This is a genomic window from Streptomyces sp. NPDC086787, assembly GCF_044745865.1.
Lineage (GTDB): Bacteria > Actinomycetota > Actinomycetes > Streptomycetales > Streptomycetaceae > Streptomyces.
Window position 1 is genome coordinate 51,919 of record NZ_JBIVBC010000018.1, and the last position, 14,145, is coordinate 66,063.

The 14,145-nt window shown below is 72.5% G+C and carries 12 protein-coding genes; 4 read left to right on the forward strand and 8 right to left on the reverse strand.

Going from position 1 to position 14,145, the window contains the following annotated elements:
* Window positions 1-4 precede the first annotated feature (4 nt).
* From ACIPK3_RS29885 to ACIPK3_RS29900, 4 genes are read right to left on the reverse strand one after another with little or no spacing between them, the layout of a single operon-like run.
* Entirely contained in the window at window positions 5-1,138 is a 1,134-nt protein-coding gene (locus ACIPK3_RS29885) for an acyl-CoA dehydrogenase family protein (protein ID WP_402574656.1), read from the reverse strand.
* A 34-nt stretch (window positions 1,139-1,172) separates the two neighbouring features.
* Complete coding sequence (locus ACIPK3_RS29890; protein ID WP_402574658.1) at window positions 1,173-1,547, reverse strand: ectoine synthase; 375 nt, start codon at window positions 1,545-1,547, stop codon at window positions 1,173-1,175.
* 56 nt (window positions 1,548-1,603) lie between these two features.
* Window positions 1,604-1,879: an acyl carrier protein gene (locus tag ACIPK3_RS29895; protein ID WP_402574660.1), complete on the reverse strand. Its 276-nt coding sequence runs from the start codon at window positions 1,877-1,879 to the stop codon at window positions 1,604-1,606.
* Window positions 1,876-3,405, reverse strand: coding sequence for an AMP-binding protein (locus ACIPK3_RS29900; protein ID WP_402574662.1), 1,530 nt, complete (start codon window positions 3,403-3,405; stop codon window positions 1,876-1,878). The genes ACIPK3_RS29895 and ACIPK3_RS29900 overlap by 4 nt, the downstream gene beginning before the upstream one ends.
* 435 nt (window positions 3,406-3,840) lie before the next feature.
* Here ACIPK3_RS29900 and ACIPK3_RS29905 point away from each other — a divergent pair, with 435 nt between their 5' ends.
* On the forward strand, window positions 3,841-5,052 hold the full coding sequence (locus ACIPK3_RS29905) for an IS701 family transposase (protein WP_402574664.1): 1,212 nt from the start codon (window positions 3,841-3,843) through the stop codon (window positions 5,050-5,052).
* Window positions 5,053-5,122: 70 nt separating this feature from the next.
* Here the strand turns inward: ACIPK3_RS29905 and ACIPK3_RS29910 are convergent, their stop codons facing one another.
* On the reverse strand, window positions 5,123-7,171 hold the full coding sequence (locus tag ACIPK3_RS29910; protein ID WP_402574666.1) for a helix-turn-helix domain-containing protein: 2,049 nt from the start codon (window positions 7,169-7,171) through the stop codon (window positions 5,123-5,125).
* A gap of 261 nt (window positions 7,172-7,432) precedes the next feature.
* Between ACIPK3_RS29910 and ACIPK3_RS29915 the strand changes: the two genes are divergently transcribed.
* Both ACIPK3_RS29915 and pabB read left to right on the forward strand, forming a co-directional pair.
* On the forward strand, window positions 7,433-8,167 hold the full coding sequence (locus tag ACIPK3_RS29915; RefSeq protein ID WP_402574668.1) for a methyltransferase domain-containing protein: 735 nt from the start codon (window positions 7,433-7,435) through the stop codon (window positions 8,165-8,167).
* A 42-nt stretch (window positions 8,168-8,209) separates the two neighbouring features.
* Window positions 8,210-10,711, forward strand: coding sequence for an aminodeoxychorismate synthase component I (gene pabB / locus ACIPK3_RS29920; RefSeq protein WP_402574670.1), 2,502 nt, complete (start codon window positions 8,210-8,212; stop codon window positions 10,709-10,711).
* Here the strand turns inward: pabB and ACIPK3_RS29925 are convergent.
* The 3 genes from ACIPK3_RS29925 to ACIPK3_RS29935 all read right to left on the reverse strand — a co-directional run bounded on the left by ACIPK3_RS29925 (window position 10,632) and on the right by ACIPK3_RS29935 (window position 12,698).
* Complete coding sequence (locus tag ACIPK3_RS29925) at window positions 10,632-11,639, reverse strand: transaldolase family protein (protein WP_402574672.1); 1,008 nt, start codon at window positions 11,637-11,639, stop codon at window positions 10,632-10,634. The genes pabB and ACIPK3_RS29925 overlap by 80 nt on opposite strands.
* Before the next feature lie 124 nt (window positions 11,640-11,763).
* On the reverse strand, window positions 11,764-12,063 hold the full coding sequence (locus tag ACIPK3_RS29930) for a PASTA domain-containing protein (RefSeq protein WP_402574674.1): 300 nt from the start codon (window positions 12,061-12,063) through the stop codon (window positions 11,764-11,766).
* Window positions 12,064-12,179: 116 nt separating this feature from the next.
* Window positions 12,180-12,698: a GNAT family N-acetyltransferase gene (locus ACIPK3_RS29935; RefSeq protein ID WP_402574676.1), complete on the reverse strand. Its 519-nt coding sequence runs from the start codon at window positions 12,696-12,698 to the stop codon at window positions 12,180-12,182.
* 98 nt (window positions 12,699-12,796) lie between these two features.
* Between ACIPK3_RS29935 and ACIPK3_RS29940 the strand changes: the two genes are divergently transcribed.
* Complete coding sequence (locus tag ACIPK3_RS29940) at window positions 12,797-14,080, forward strand: geranylgeranyl reductase family protein (protein WP_402574678.1); 1,284 nt, start codon at window positions 12,797-12,799, stop codon at window positions 14,078-14,080.
* Window positions 14,081-14,145: the final 65 nt, after the last annotated feature.

Sequence of the window (14,145 nt, forward strand, 5' to 3'; positions counted from 1 at the left end):
CTGGTCAGAGGCCGAGGAGGCTGGCGATCCGGGTGCGCTGGATCTCGCTGGTCCCGGAGTAGATGGTCCCGGCGATCGAGTCGCGCAGTCCGCGTTCGACCCCGTGGGTGGTGAGCACCCCGCGTCCGCCGTGGATGCGGACCGCGTCCAGGGCGTTCTGGACGTTCGCCTCCGACACGACGGTCTTGGTGGCGGCGAGGTCGACGGCGGCGTCCTGGCTCGCCTCCACCTTGGCGCCGGTGTCGCGCAGCCATTTGCGGGCGGTCTCGGTGCGTATCTTCATGTCGGCGATCCGGTGGGAGATCGCCTGGTACTTGCCGATGGGCCGGCCGAACTGCGTGCGCTCCCTGGCGAACCGGACGGTCTCCTCCAGCCGGCGGGTCATCTCGCCGAGCGTGATGGAGAAGGAGAAGAGGACCTCCCGCTTCATGACGTGGTCCAGCACCAGGAACCCGGCCCCGTGCCCGCCGACCCGCTGGGTGACGGGAACCCGCAGGTTCTCGAAGGCGAGGGTGCCGACCGGGCTGGTGCGCAGCCCGATCTTGTCCAGGGCCGGGCCGGCCAGCAGACCGGGCGTGCCGGCCTCGACCAGCAGGCAGGTGAGCCCGAACGGCCCGGGGGCGCCGGTGCGGACGTAGAGCAGGAAGAGGTCGGCGACCGGGGCGTTGGTGATGAACATCTTCCCGCCGTCGACGACGTAGTGGTCGCCGTCGCGTACCGCGGTGGTGGAGATGTTCGTCGCGTCGGAGCCGCCGGACTCCTCGGTGATGGCGTGCGCGGTGATCAGATCGCCGGAGACGATCTTCGGCAGGTAGCGCTCCTTCAGTTCGTCGTCGCCGAACCGTTGGAGCGGCACGCCCACGGACACGATCTGTGTGGAGGCCGAGAAGGACAGGCCGGAGTCGTGCGACACGCGGCCCAGTCCTTCCAGGGCGGCCATGGTGTCGGTCAGGGACCGGCCGTGGCCGCCGTAGGCGGGGGAGAAGGGGGTGCGAAGGATCCCGGAGTCCTGGACGGCCGACCACTTGTCCCACGGGAAGGCGGCGGTGTGGTCCAGTTCGTCCAGATCGGCGTTGAGCCGGTCGGACCACGGGAGCATCAGCTCCGCGAGATCGGGCTGGAATGGATGATCGGACATGACTGTCCTCCTCTGAACGGGGCCGGAGCGGCTGTCAGTACTGGGAGAAGCCGTCCTCGGACAGGGTGTGCCGCTCGGTGCCGACGATCGGTGGGTTGAACACCGAGACCAGGTGCAGGTCCTCGTAGTCGGAGGCGACGAGGTAGTGCGGGTCGTGCTGGTCGAGGACGTAGATCGTGCCGGGCATGATCTTGTGCCGGGTGCCGTCCTTCTCGACGACCTCGCCGGAGCCCGCGACGCAGTAGCACGCCTCCAGGTGCTTGCGGTACTGGAGCGCGCTCGTGGTGCCCTGACGGACCAGGGTCACGGCGAAGGCGAAGCCCATCCGGTCGGCCTCGACGAGGAGCCGGTGGCTGGTGCCGTTGCCCCACTCGACGGGGGCGATCTCGTCCGTGGTGCGAGTGAACATGGGGATACTCCTTCGAGTGCTGTTCTGCTGTTTGTCTTTGTGGGGAGAGGGACGCGTCAGGCCGCGGCGGCCGCAGCGGGCGCGGAGTGACGGACGATCAGGTCGGTGATCGCGGCGATGGTCCGGAAGTCGTCCGGCCTGATCTCCAGGTCGTCCAGCGGCACCTGGTAGGCGGTCACGATGTGCGAGACCAGCCGGACCAGGCCCAGGCTGTCGATCACTCCGGAGCCGATGAGGTCGTAGTCGTCGGTGAGGTCCGCGGCGTCCTCGCCCGCCAGGTACTCGGCGGCGATGTGGTCACGGACGTCGTCTGCTATCTCGTTCGGGGTCATGTTGTCGTCGTCTCCTTCGTGCGGCCGGCCGTGTGGTCGGCCAGGCGGTCGGCCTTGATCCGGTTGCGGTCGGGCTTGCCGGTGGATGTGCGGGGCAGCGGCTGGTCGGTGATGTGGACGGAGGACGGAATGGCGTGCCGGGGCAGCCGGGCTCCGGCGTGGGCCCGCAGGCCGAGGCCGGTCAGCGCGGCGGCGGGGCGCCGGGTCACGCTGGCGTGCAGCCGGACTCCCGCCTGGTCGTCGGGCAGGGCGACGACGACCGCCTCGGCCACGTCGGGGTGGGCCTCGATGACGGACTCCACCTCCTGGAGGTTGGTCCGGATGCCGCGCACCTTGACCTGCCAGTCGGCCCGCCCCTCCAGACGCACCAGGCCGTCCTCGGCCCGGGTGACGAGGTCTCCGGTCCGGTAGTACGACCGGCCGTCGATCTCGGTGAACGCCTCCTCGTTCAGGGCGGCCCTGAGGTAGCCGTCGGTCTGGAACGGCGTCGACACGAGCAGCTCTCCGCCGCCGGGGCCGTCCAGCGGGTCGCCGTCGGCACCGACGACCAGCGTGCGTACACCGGGCAGCGGGCGGCCGATCGGCATCCGGTCCCGTACCGGGGTGCGGGACACCTCGTGGATGAACGAGTCGTTGGTCTCGGTGCAGCCGAACACGTTGTGCAGGCGTGCCGCGGGGAAGGCGGCGAACACCGGGGGCAGCAGGTCGGCGGGCATCGACTCGCCGGTGAAGACGGCCTGACGGACCGTGGGGTAGGGGCCCGTCGTGCCCGCCGAGTCCTCTGTTGTCTCGTTCAGGTGCTCGGTGAGCAGCCGGTGGAGCAGGGGCACGCCCTGGACGAAGCTCACGCCCCGGCCGGTCACCAGGTCCCGCAGCCGTCGGGCGTCGGTGGCGTGCTCCTTGCCGACGAGGACGACCTCGGCACCGAGGCGCAGGAAGGTCCAGACGTCCAGGAGCGCCAGGTCGAAGTTGAGGGGGGCGTAGGAGAGGGCGACGTCGTCGCCGGAGAGTCCGAACGCGTCGGCCGCCCAGTCGGCGAACGCGGTGAAGCCGTCGACGGGGATGGGCACGATCTTCGGGGTTCCGGTCGAGCCGGAGGTGGTCAGCAGGAGCCGGGTGCGGGCCGGATCGGCGACCGTGAACCCCGTCGCCTCGTCCTCGTCGGGCTCGATCGGCTCGACCGACAGCGCGCCCTGCTCTCCGGCGTGGAGCAGCTGGCGGGCACGGGCTTGCCGGGAGAGCCGGCCCAGCGCCTCGGCGCCGAGGTCGGGCGAGGGGACGAGCGCGACCAGCCCCTGGCGGAACACCGCCAGCAGCAGGGCAACGGTCCCTGGTGTCTTGTGCCCCGGGACGCAGACGGTGTCGCCCGGTGCGAGGCTCAGTCGCCCCAGCCGGTCGGCGAACGTCCGTGTGAGGTCGTCCAGTTGCTGGTAGGTGACGCTGAGATGGCAGCAGGAGAGTGCCACCCGGTCGGGATGTTTCTCGCGGTGCGTGCCGACGGCGTCGGCGAGGTGTGGTGACGGCATGGACGCCCCCAGGAGGGTTGGGCCGGTTGGACGGGATCCCGGCGCGCATCGGTCGCTCCGCTGCCGGAGCCCGGTGCCGGGCGCTGAACACGTTCATCACTGTGTGGAGCGGGCCGGGGGCGTCACAAGCGCCGCCCCGGATCCTCGTCAGGTCCGGCGGAGTCCGTCAGGTCGCCGTTCCCGGCCGGGATCCGCGAGGGCCGGACGGGGGCCCGGTGCGGGCCGTTGAGCAGGAGTTCAGGCCCGGTGGTGGTGGCCGGACCACCTCCCGGGAGCCGTCCGGGAGCCCTTCGTGCGCCGTGTCGCGACCGGCCGTGGTGGTCCGGCCACCATCGCGGACGCATACGGGGTTCCCGCGGCACCTCCACCGGGCGGCGGACGGCTCGGCAAGGTGGGACGCGTCAAGGAGTCAGCGGGCGAGAGGCAGGCGTGACCGTGAGCAGAGCCGTCTTCAGCGGACCCGGGGCCGACCACGCGTGGGCCGACGTCCACCAGCCGGCGGACCGTGTCGCCGAGTTGTCCGCCGCCCTGTTCCCCCAGGCCCTGCGCAGGAAGGACCAGCGCTGGTGGGCCGAACAGTATGTGCGCGGGCTGCTCGCGGCCGACGGCCGCAAGTCGGTGCGCCGGATCGCCGCCGCCGTCGGCGGCGGGGCCGCCGAGCAGAGCCTGCACCACCTCATCGCCGACTCCACCTGGGACTGGTCGCCGATGCGGGAGGAGCTGGCCCGCTTCCTCCAGGGCGCGATGCCGCCGTCCGCCTGGGTGGTCCAGCCGATGGCCATTCCCAAGGTCGGCGAGCACTCGGTGGGCGTCGGCCGGCAACTCGTGCCGCGCCCCGGACGGCCGGACAACGGGCAGCAGGCGTTCGGTCTCTGGTTCGCCTCCGAACAGGCCGCGGCCCCGGTCAACTGGCGGCTGCACCTGCCGGGCGGCTGGGTCCGGGACGCGGAGCGGCGGCGCCGGGCGGACATTCCCGACGGGGTCGGCGAGGAGACCTTGGAGGAGTGCGCGGCGGCGGTCGTGCGGTCCACGCTCAAGTGGCGGGTGCCGCGCCGCCCGGTGGTCCTGGGGGCCGCGGGTCCCGATCTGGGCGCGACGGTACGGCGCTTCCAGGCGTCCGGGGTGCCGCTGCTGGTGCGGATCTCCGGCGGCACCGCGCTGACCGTGACCGAGCCGTCGTCGCCCGGATTCGGCGCGGGGCGGCTGAGCGCCCAACGGATCACCGACTCGGTACGGTCACTGCGCCGCCCCGTGCGCTGGTCCGACCCGCTGAGCGGCACGCCGGTCGTACGCGACTCGCTGGTGGTGGCCGTCCGGGTGGCGCTGCCCGGGGCCGCCGGAGACGACGGACGGTCCGGTCTGCTGCTCGGGGAGTGGGGCGATCCCCGGCGGCCGCCGACCGAGTTCTGGCTGACCGATCTGGACCGCGCGCCGGTGCCGGTCCTGCTGCGGCTGGCCAAGCTGGCCCGGCGGGTGGCCCGCGACTGCGACACGGCGGGGGAGCAGGCGGGGCTACGGGACTTCGTGGGCCGCTCGTTCAAGGGCTGGCACCGGCACACCACGCTGGCCTCGGTCGCCTACGCCGCCCGGACCCTGACCGACGCGGACGACGACACGTTCGACCTCCTGGAGGCGCGCAGCGCCTGACCGGGCGCCGTGGGCGCGGCCGTCGTACGCGGATCGCCGTACGCGGACCCGCCCCTCCCGGACGCCGTGCTCAGCTGTCGTCGGTGCCCGCCAGCAGGTGCCGGGTGCGGTGCAGCCGCAGCGCGAGCTGCACCTCAAGAGCCTGCGCGGGCTCCTGCCAGTGGGGGCCCAGCAGGTCGGTGATCCGCTCCAGCCGCCGCGAGACCGTGTTCGGGTGGACGTGGAGCAGCTCCGCGGCCCGGGTGGGACTGCTGCCGGAGACGAAGTAGGCCTCCAGCGTCCGCAGCAGCTCGGTCGACTGCTGGTGGTCGTAGTCCAGTACGGGCCCGACCGCCGAGGCGACGAACTGCCCGACGTCCTGCTGCTCGGACAACAGCAGCCCCAGAAAACCCAGTTCCCTCGGTGACGCCGTACCTCCCGTGCCGCCCAGCGCGGTGAGCGCGTCCAGGCAGCGCTGGGCCTCCTGGTAGACGCGTCTGATGTCGTCGGGCGCGGTGGTCGGACCGGCCGCACCGCCGGTCACCGGATGCCCGAGCACCGTGGACAGCTCCCGTTGCACCGAGCGGGCGGCGCCGGCCGGGTCGTTGCCCGGCAGCAGGAGCACGATGTGACCGCCGTCGACGTACTTGAGACCGGACAGCCGGTGCGCGTACGACGAGGCCCAGGCGTTGGCCCGGCTCTGCGAACCGCCCTCGGGGCGGACCACGACGATCACGTGCGGCTCGGTGAGGTCGACCGCGAGGCGGCGGCCCCGGGCGGCGAGCTGACCCGGCGGCAGCTGGGAGACATGGAGCAGGTCGTGCAGCAGCTCGTCCCTGACGTGGCCCTCGGCCACGGCCGTACTGCGCTGCATCAGCAACTGCACGGCCACGGCCTGGGCGACCAGCCCCAGCAGCTCCTCCTGGGCCTCGCACGGGGGGCGCGTGGCGCGCAGCACCAGCGTGCCGAGGCTCTCCGTGCCTCCGGTGACCGGGCACGCCGACAGCACGCCGCCCGCTCCGTCGTCGCACCGGACGGGTCCGCCCGCGGCGTGCGCGTCCAGGCAGATCCGGTCGAGAGGGGAGGCGAGGGGGAAGTCCTCCGTGCGGCCGGAGACGCGCCCGGAAGCCCGGTCGGACACGCGGCGGGATCCGGCGCCCCCGGCCTCCGCCGCGGTGTCCGGGAAGTCCTCGGGGCCGGGGAAGTCCTCGGTGCGCGCGAGGTCCTTGCCGATCGTGTCGCGCACCAGCAGCGCGCCGCCCAGTGCGGCGGACGCCCGGTCCACCAGAGTGGTCAGTTCACCGCCGCCGAGCGCCAGTTCGATCAGCTCCCGGTGGATGCCGGACAGCTTGCGCACGGTGGCGGAGGAGTCCATGGCGTCGGAGACGTCGCCGGTCAGCTCCGCGACCTCGGTCCGGGTCCGCTCCAGCAGCCGGGTCCGCTCGATGGCGACGGCCGCGAGGTCGGCCAGCGAGGTCATCAGGGAGATCTCGTTGGGCAGGAAGTGCCGTACGTTGCGGTCCGCGACGTAGAGCACGCCCAGTCCGGAGTGCTCGTGACGCAGCGGGACGGCCATGATCGCCCGCAGCCCCTCGGAGCGCACCACGTGGTCGATGGCCTCGTTGCGGACGAAGCTGTCGTCCCGCAGGTAGTCGGGGGTCCAGAAGGGGGCGGATCGATTTTGCGCGAGTTCGCCGACCCCGCCGCCGAACGGCACCTGGAACCCGACGGTGATCGCCGAGGCGTGTCCGTCGGAGGCCCGGACGAGGGATGCCCCGTCCTCGCCCGGCAGGCTCACCCACGACATGTCCAGGCCCATCAGCAGCCGGGCCCGGCGGGTGATGACGGCCAGCAGGGTGTCCAGGTTGTACGAGTGGGTCAGGTCGCGCGCGGTGTCGACCAGCGCGGACAGCCCGGCCTCGCGCTGCTGGCGGCGCGCGAACAGCTGTCTGACCTCCAGGGAGCGGTCCTTGGCCGCGACGAGCCGGGCGAGTTCCTCCCCGGCGGCGCCCGCTTCGGCCGCCTGCCGGGCCAGTTCCTCGAAGTGCTCCGCGGGTGCCTCCCGGGCCAGCAGTTCGAGCATGGCCAGCGCGTACCTGCCGAGCGATACCTCACCGGGTAATCCCTCACCGGTCAGCACGCTGTGCTCCCCCAAAGGGCAGATGGACTGAAAAAATGGTGATCGCAAGGTAATTGAGTGGTTTCCGATTGGTCAACAAGCGACTCGCCGCAGCGGAGGCGAAAGCCCAGGTCATCGGCGCGCACGGTGATGTGATCACCTTCCTGTGAGCAAGTGGTGTCGTCGGAGCACCTTCCGCTGTGTCGCCGCTGCCCAGCACGCTCGGTACGACGGCATCGCACCGTGCGACGCCGCTGAGCCGAACGGATCGGGTGGGGACTCATGCCGCACACACCGCAGGTGCAGGACTACCGGCGTTCGCTGGAACGCAGCCGACAGTCCCTCGGCCGCGCGGACCGGCCCGCCGTCTTCTCCCTGGCCGGCCGGCAGTGGGATCTGCTGGACGAGGTGTTCGCACCGGTGTACTCCCCGTCGACCGGTGTCGCCCTGGACTTCCTCGGGCTCACCGAGCCCGTCGGCGGCGACCGGTCGCACCGGGGCTCGTTCCTGGAGATCGGCTGCGGCACGGGCGTCATCGCGGTGACCGCCGCCCTGGCCGGTCACGGTCCGGTCGTCGCCTCGGACATCAACCCCCGGGCGGTACGGAACGCGGCCGGCAACGCCCGGCGCCACGGGATGACGGACCGGGTCCGAACCGTGCACGGCGACCTGTTCTCCGGGCTCGGCGACGACGAGCGGTTCGACACCGTGTTCTGGAGCTCCAACTACGTACTGGGCCCCGACCACTACGAGTACCGGTCGGTCCACGAGCGCGCCTACGTCGACGCGGGATACCGGTCCCACCGCCGCTACCTGGAGCAGGCGCCGCACCGCACGACACCCGGCGGGCGGGCGCTGCTGCACTTCAGCAGCCGCGGCGACCGGCGGCTCCTGGCCGGCATCGCCGAGCAGACCGGCCGCGAGCTGCGCGTGCTGAGCAGCTGTCAGGTCCGGGAGGGCGAGTACGGCAACGATGTCGTCGAGCACCAGCTCCTCCAGATCGTGCCCACCACCTGATCGGCCCGCCAGGGCAAGGAGAGACCGAGGGACCGGCCTTCCATGCGCATACTGCTCGTCGACAACCACGACTCGTTCACCTACAACCTCGTCCACCAGCTCGCGCGCGTCACCGGCGAGGAGCCGACCGTCGTCCGCAACGACGACCCGAACTGGCATCCCGCGATGCTGGCGGACTTCGACGGGGTGGTCATCTCGCCGGGACCGGGAACCCCGGAACGCGCCGCGGACTTCGGCATCTGCCGGGAGATCATCGAGCGGACCGAGCTGCCGCTGCTCGGCGTCTGCCTGGGGCACCAGGGCATCGGGCTGTTGCACGGGGCGCGTGTCGGACGTGCCCCCGAGGTGCGGCACGGGCGGACCTCACCGGTGCTGCACGAGGGCAACGGCCTGTTCGCGGGCCTGCCTTCACCGTTCGAGGCGGTGCGCTACCACTCGCTCGCGGTGACCGGCCTGCCGCCGCACCTGGAGGTGACGGCCTGGACACCGGACGGGGTGGTGATGGGCCTGCGCCACCGGGAACGACCGCTGTGGGGCGTGCAGTTCCATCCCGAGTCGATCTGCTCGGAGTACGGCGACGAACTGCTGGCCAACTTCTGCGACCTGGCCCGCACGGGCGACGGCCACCACCGCGGAACCGTCGAGCTCCGGCTCCCGTCCGCCACGGCAGTCCCGGCCGCCTGGACCGCCACGGCAGTCCCGGCCCCGGCGACCACCCCGGCAACCCCGGCTGCGGCGAGCGTCCCGGCAGGCCTGGCCGTCCCGGCTGCGGCGAGCGCCCCGTCCGCCACGGCAGTCCCGGCCGCCCGGACCGCCACGGCAGCCCCGGCCGAGGTGACGACTTCGGCAGCCTCGGTTGCGGTGACCGTCCCGGCTGGCCTGGCGGTCCCGGCTGCGGTGACCGGCCCGGCGGCTCTGGCCGTCCCTGCCGCGGTGACGACCCCGGCTGTCCCGACCGCCTCGACCGTCCCGGCCGCCCCGGCTGTCCCGACCGCCTCGACCGGCCCGGCTGCCCTGGCCGTCCCGGCTGCGGCGACCGCCCCGGCCGTCCCGGCCACCCCGCCCCCCGCGACCGGGACAGCCGTCCCGCCCCCCGCTCGGTCCCTCCGTGTGTTCGCCGTCCAGGTGCCCACCCCGTGCGACGACGAGACGCTCTTCCAGCGGCTCTTCTCCGACGGCGACCACGCCTACTGGCTGGACAGCAGCCGGCGCGACGGCCAGGGCCGGTTCTCGGTCATGGGCGACGCCTCCGGTCCGCTGGCCCGGGTGGCGTCGGCCGACGTGTCCGTCGGCACCGTCACCGTGCGGTCGGCGACGTCCGAGGAGATATTCGAGGGACCGTTCCTGGACTGGCTCGACCGCGACCTCGCCGCCCTGGACGTCGAGGTACCGCCGCTGCCCTGTGACTTCGCCCTCGGCTGGACCGGCTACCTCGGCTACGGACTCAAGGCGGAGTGCGAGGGACCGGCCGGCCACCGGGCCGAGGAACCCGACGCCGTGATGGTCTTCGCGGACCGGGCCCTCGTCCTCGACCACGAGACCGGCACGACCCATCTGCTGGCCCTCGCCGAGCACGACGACACGCGGACCGCCCGCGACTGGCTCGACGACACCGCGCGGCGGCTCGCCGGACTCACCGGCACCGTCCCGGCGCCGCCCCCCGGACCGCCCGCCGGGCTCGGGGAACTGCGGCTGCGCCACAGCCGGGAGGGCTACCTCCGTCTCATCGACGCGTGCCAGGCCGAGATCGCCGCCGGGGAGAGCTACGAGATCTGCCTCACCAACATGGCCGAGGTCCGGGGCACCCTGGACCCCTGGCAGGGGTACCGCTTTCTGCGGCGGAGCAGCCCCGCCCCGTTCGGCGCCCTGCTCCAATTCGGCGAGCTCTCGGTGCTCTCCACCTCCCCCGAGCGGTTCCTGCGGATCTCGGCCGACGGCGTGGCCGAGTCCAAGCCCATCAAGGGGACCCGTCCGCGTGGCCGTACCCCCGAGGAGGACGCCGCCCTCGCCGCCGACCTGCGCACCCACGAGAAGGACCGCGCCGAGAACCTGATGATCGTGGACCTGGTCCGCAACGACCTCGGCCGGTGCGCGGACATCGGCACCGTGCGCGCCGACCCCGTCTTCGCCGTGGAGAGTTACGCCACCGTGCATCAGCTGGTCAGCACGGTGACGGCCCGGCTGCGCCCGGACAGCAGCCCGGTGCGCTGCCTGCGCGCGGCCTTTCCGCCGGGATCGATGACCGGCGCGCCCAAACCGCGCACCCTGGAGATCATCGACCGTATGGAGAACGGCCCGCGCGGGGTGTACTCCGGTGCCATCGGATACCTGTCCCTCTCCGGTGCCGCCGACTTCAGCGTCGTCATCCGCACCGCCGTCGTCACCCCCGGCCGGCTGCGGTACGGCGTGGGAGGCGCGATCGTCGCGCTGTCCGAACCGGCGGAGGAGTTCGAGGAGACCGTCGTCAAGGCGGCTCCGCTGCTTGCCCTGACGGGTACCGGGTTCTCGGACCCGCGGGACGCTGTGCCGGCATCCGTGCGATGAGACCGGCGGCCCGGTACCGCCAGGCGGACCGGGCCGCCAGCAGTTCCGCGGTGACGTCGTCCAGGTCCGCGTCCCGCTGCGCGAGCTCGCGCAGCACCCGCGCGGACTGCTCGTGACGCCCCATCAGGGTGTCGCCCTCCAGCCGGTCCCCGCGCGCCGCCGTCTCCACCGTCTCCGTCGTCATCACATGGCCGGTGTTCCAGCTGACCAGGGACCGCACCTGCTCGGGGCGGGTGCCCGCCCACAGCAGCATCGGCGGACGGCTGCCGGACGCGCGCAGGGCCTGCCAGCGCTCACCGGCCAGCGACGTCTCACGCTGCCAGTACAGGAGCCGCGCGGTGGCCAGGCCCGCCGTGTCGCGCAGTTCGCGCGCCGCGTCGCCGGAGAAGCCGTTGAGACGGGCGTTCACCTCGGCGTCGAGTGCCCCGAGGTCGCAGGAGGCGGCCGTGCCAAGGGGCGCCAGATCCATGCCCCGCGCCCGGGCCCGCTCCAGACCCGCGCACTGGAACTCCAGGACGGCGCGGTACTGCCGCACCGAGAAGACCAGGGTGGACTCGACGCCGATGCCCTCGGCCAGGCACCGGGTCGTGGCGTCCATCCCGGCCCAGGTCGCCGGGACACCGACCAGCAGGTTCGGCCGGTCCACCCCGCTGCGCAGCACCCGCGCCGCCGCCACCCACGCTTCCGGGTCGTCGGCCCCGTCGAAGGCGGCCGCGGCGACGGCCACGACGCCACCGCAGGCCCGCAGCGCGTCACACGCCGCCCGTACCGCGACCAGGGGCGTCCCCGGTGCCATCCGGATGCCGCGAAACCCACTGCGCACCGCGTCGAGCACCGGAGGCTGCTCTTCCGGACACGCCGCCCACCAGGGCGAGACTCCTTCGGCGGCGAGTTCTTCGAGGAGTCCGAGAGCTTCAGCCGTCATCATCCCTCGACGCTATGCCGGACGGCCCGGACCGGTGACCACCAAGCCCAGAGGCTGTCAAGTCTCCACGGAATCTGTCAGGTGGGGCCGGCCCCGGCGGCCCGGCCCCGGCGGGCCGCCGGACGTCTCAGCGGTCGATCATCTCGAACGCGTCACCGGGCCGGTCGAGTTCGCGGTGCGTCCCGCCGTGGGGCGGCCGCGGTTCGCGCGGTTCGCGCACCCCTCCGCCGCCGTCGTCGCCGAAGTCGAACCACACGTACACCAGCGAGTCCCGTGGCACCTCGGCGCCGGGCCGCGGGTACTGCCGTACGACGTAGTCGACGACGGTGAGATGGAAGTCGGGCCGGTCCGGCGCGTTGAGGGAAAGGCCCCAAGTGCGGGCCGTGCGGCGCGCGTCCACGGCCATCAGGCCGACCAGGCGAGGCACGCGAGTTTCGGGTGTTATGCGCACAGATGTCACCCCCAGCGGTACTGGCAGAGTAACTCCGGCGTGCCCCGCCCGGAAGCGTTCGCTGTCTTTCTGTGACAGTCAACTACCCTGAGTCACAGGTCGAGTCGGTAGCAGTGCCCCTCCCGTGACTCCCGCCCCGCCCGCTCCGGCGTCACGAACACCTCCGCGCGACGCATCCCCAGCCGCCGGGCCACCGCGATGGAACGCTCGTTGCGCGCGTCCACCATCGCCACCACCCCCGGTACGCCGGCCGCCCGCAGCCGCTCCAGGGTCTCCCGCGCGGCGGCGGTGACGAAGCCCTTCCCCCAGTGCGCCCGCCCGAGCCGCCAGCCGATCTCGGTCTCGCCCGTCGGCCCCCACGCCCGCTCCCAGGGCTGGGCGCCGGTGAACCCGATGACCTCGCCGGACGCGTCGAGCAGGGACCACAGACAGAAACCCCGCTCGGCGTCGTGCCGGCGCTGGCGCGCCGTGAGCTCCTCGTAGGCGGAGAGCTCCGCGGCCCTGCCGCCGTGGAACTCCATGACGTCCGGGTCCGCGAAGACCCGGTGCCAGGCGAACGCGTCCTCGTGGGTGGGGACGCGGAGCCGTACTGCGGGGAGAGCTCTGTTCACGGGGCAGCCCTTCAGCCGGTGATCAATCGTGCTGAATAGACTGCCCATGTCCAGTGCCGGCCGGCACGTACATTTTCGAACCTTGGGGAGATCCCGCCGTGACCGAGCCCCTCTCCGACAACACCGCCGACGTGATCGTCGTGGGCGCGGGGCCAGCAGGCTCCACCACCGCGTACCACCTCGCACGGGCCGGACTCGACGTACTCCTGCTGGAGAAGACCGCGTTCCCCCGCGAGAAGGTCTGCGGCGACGGACTCACCCCGCGCGCCGTCAAGCAGCTGGTGTCGATGGGCATCGACATCTCCGAGGAGGCCGGCTGGCTGCGCAACAAGGGGCTGCGGATCATCGGCGGCGGCTCCCGGCTCCAGCTCGACTGGCCGGATCTCGCCTCCTTCCCGGACTACGGACTCGTCCGCAGGCGCGACGACTTCGACGAGCAGCTCGCCCGCAACGCCCAGAAGGCCGGGGCTCGGCTGTACGAGCGCTGCAACGTCTCCGGCCCCGTCGTCGACGACCGCACCGGCCGCATCACCGGCGTCACGGCCAGGCTCGGCGAGGAGAAGCGCGAGGTCACCTTCCGGGCGCCCCTGGTGGTGGCCGCCGACGGCAACTCCACCCGCCTCTCCCTGGCGATGGGCCTGCACCGCCGCGAGGACCGGCCGATGGGCGTCGCGGTGCGCACGTACTTCACCTCGCCGCGCCACGAGGACGACTACCTGGAGTCCTGGCTGGAACTGTGGGACCGCCGCGGCCCGCAGGACCGCCTGCTGCCGGGCTACGGCTGGATCTTCGGCATGGGCGACGGCACGTCCAACGTCGGCCTCGGCGTCCTCAACACCTCGGACTCCTTCAAGGAGCTGGACTGGCGCGAGGTCCTGAAGGCCTGGTGCGCCTCCATGCCGGCCGAGTGGGGCTACACCCCGGAGAACATGACCGGGCCCATCCGCGGGGCCGCGCTTCCGATGGCCTTCAACCGCCAGCCCCACTACACCAAGGGCCTGCTGCTCGTCGGCGACGCGGGCGGCCTGGTGAACCCCTTCAACGGCGAGGGCATCGCCTACGCCATGGAGTCGGGGCAGATCGCCGCCGACGTCATCGTCCAGGCGCACGCGCGGGCGACACCGGGCCAGCGGGAACTGGCCCTCCAGCGGTACCCGCGGGTCCTCAAGGACACCTACGGCGGCTACTACACGCTGGGCCGGGCCTTCGTGAAGCTCATCGGCAACCCGAAGGTCATGCAGATCGCGGCCCAGCGCGGCCTGACCCACCCGGTCCTGATGAAGTTCACCCTGAAGCTCCTGGCCAACCTCACCGACCCGACGGGCGGCGACGCGATGGACCGGATCATCAACGGCCTCAGCAAGGTAGCTCCGCGTTCGTGATCATTCAACCGAGACAGCAGAACGCCTGCTGAACTTCGGCGCTCTACCTACGGCGCGAGTCCTTT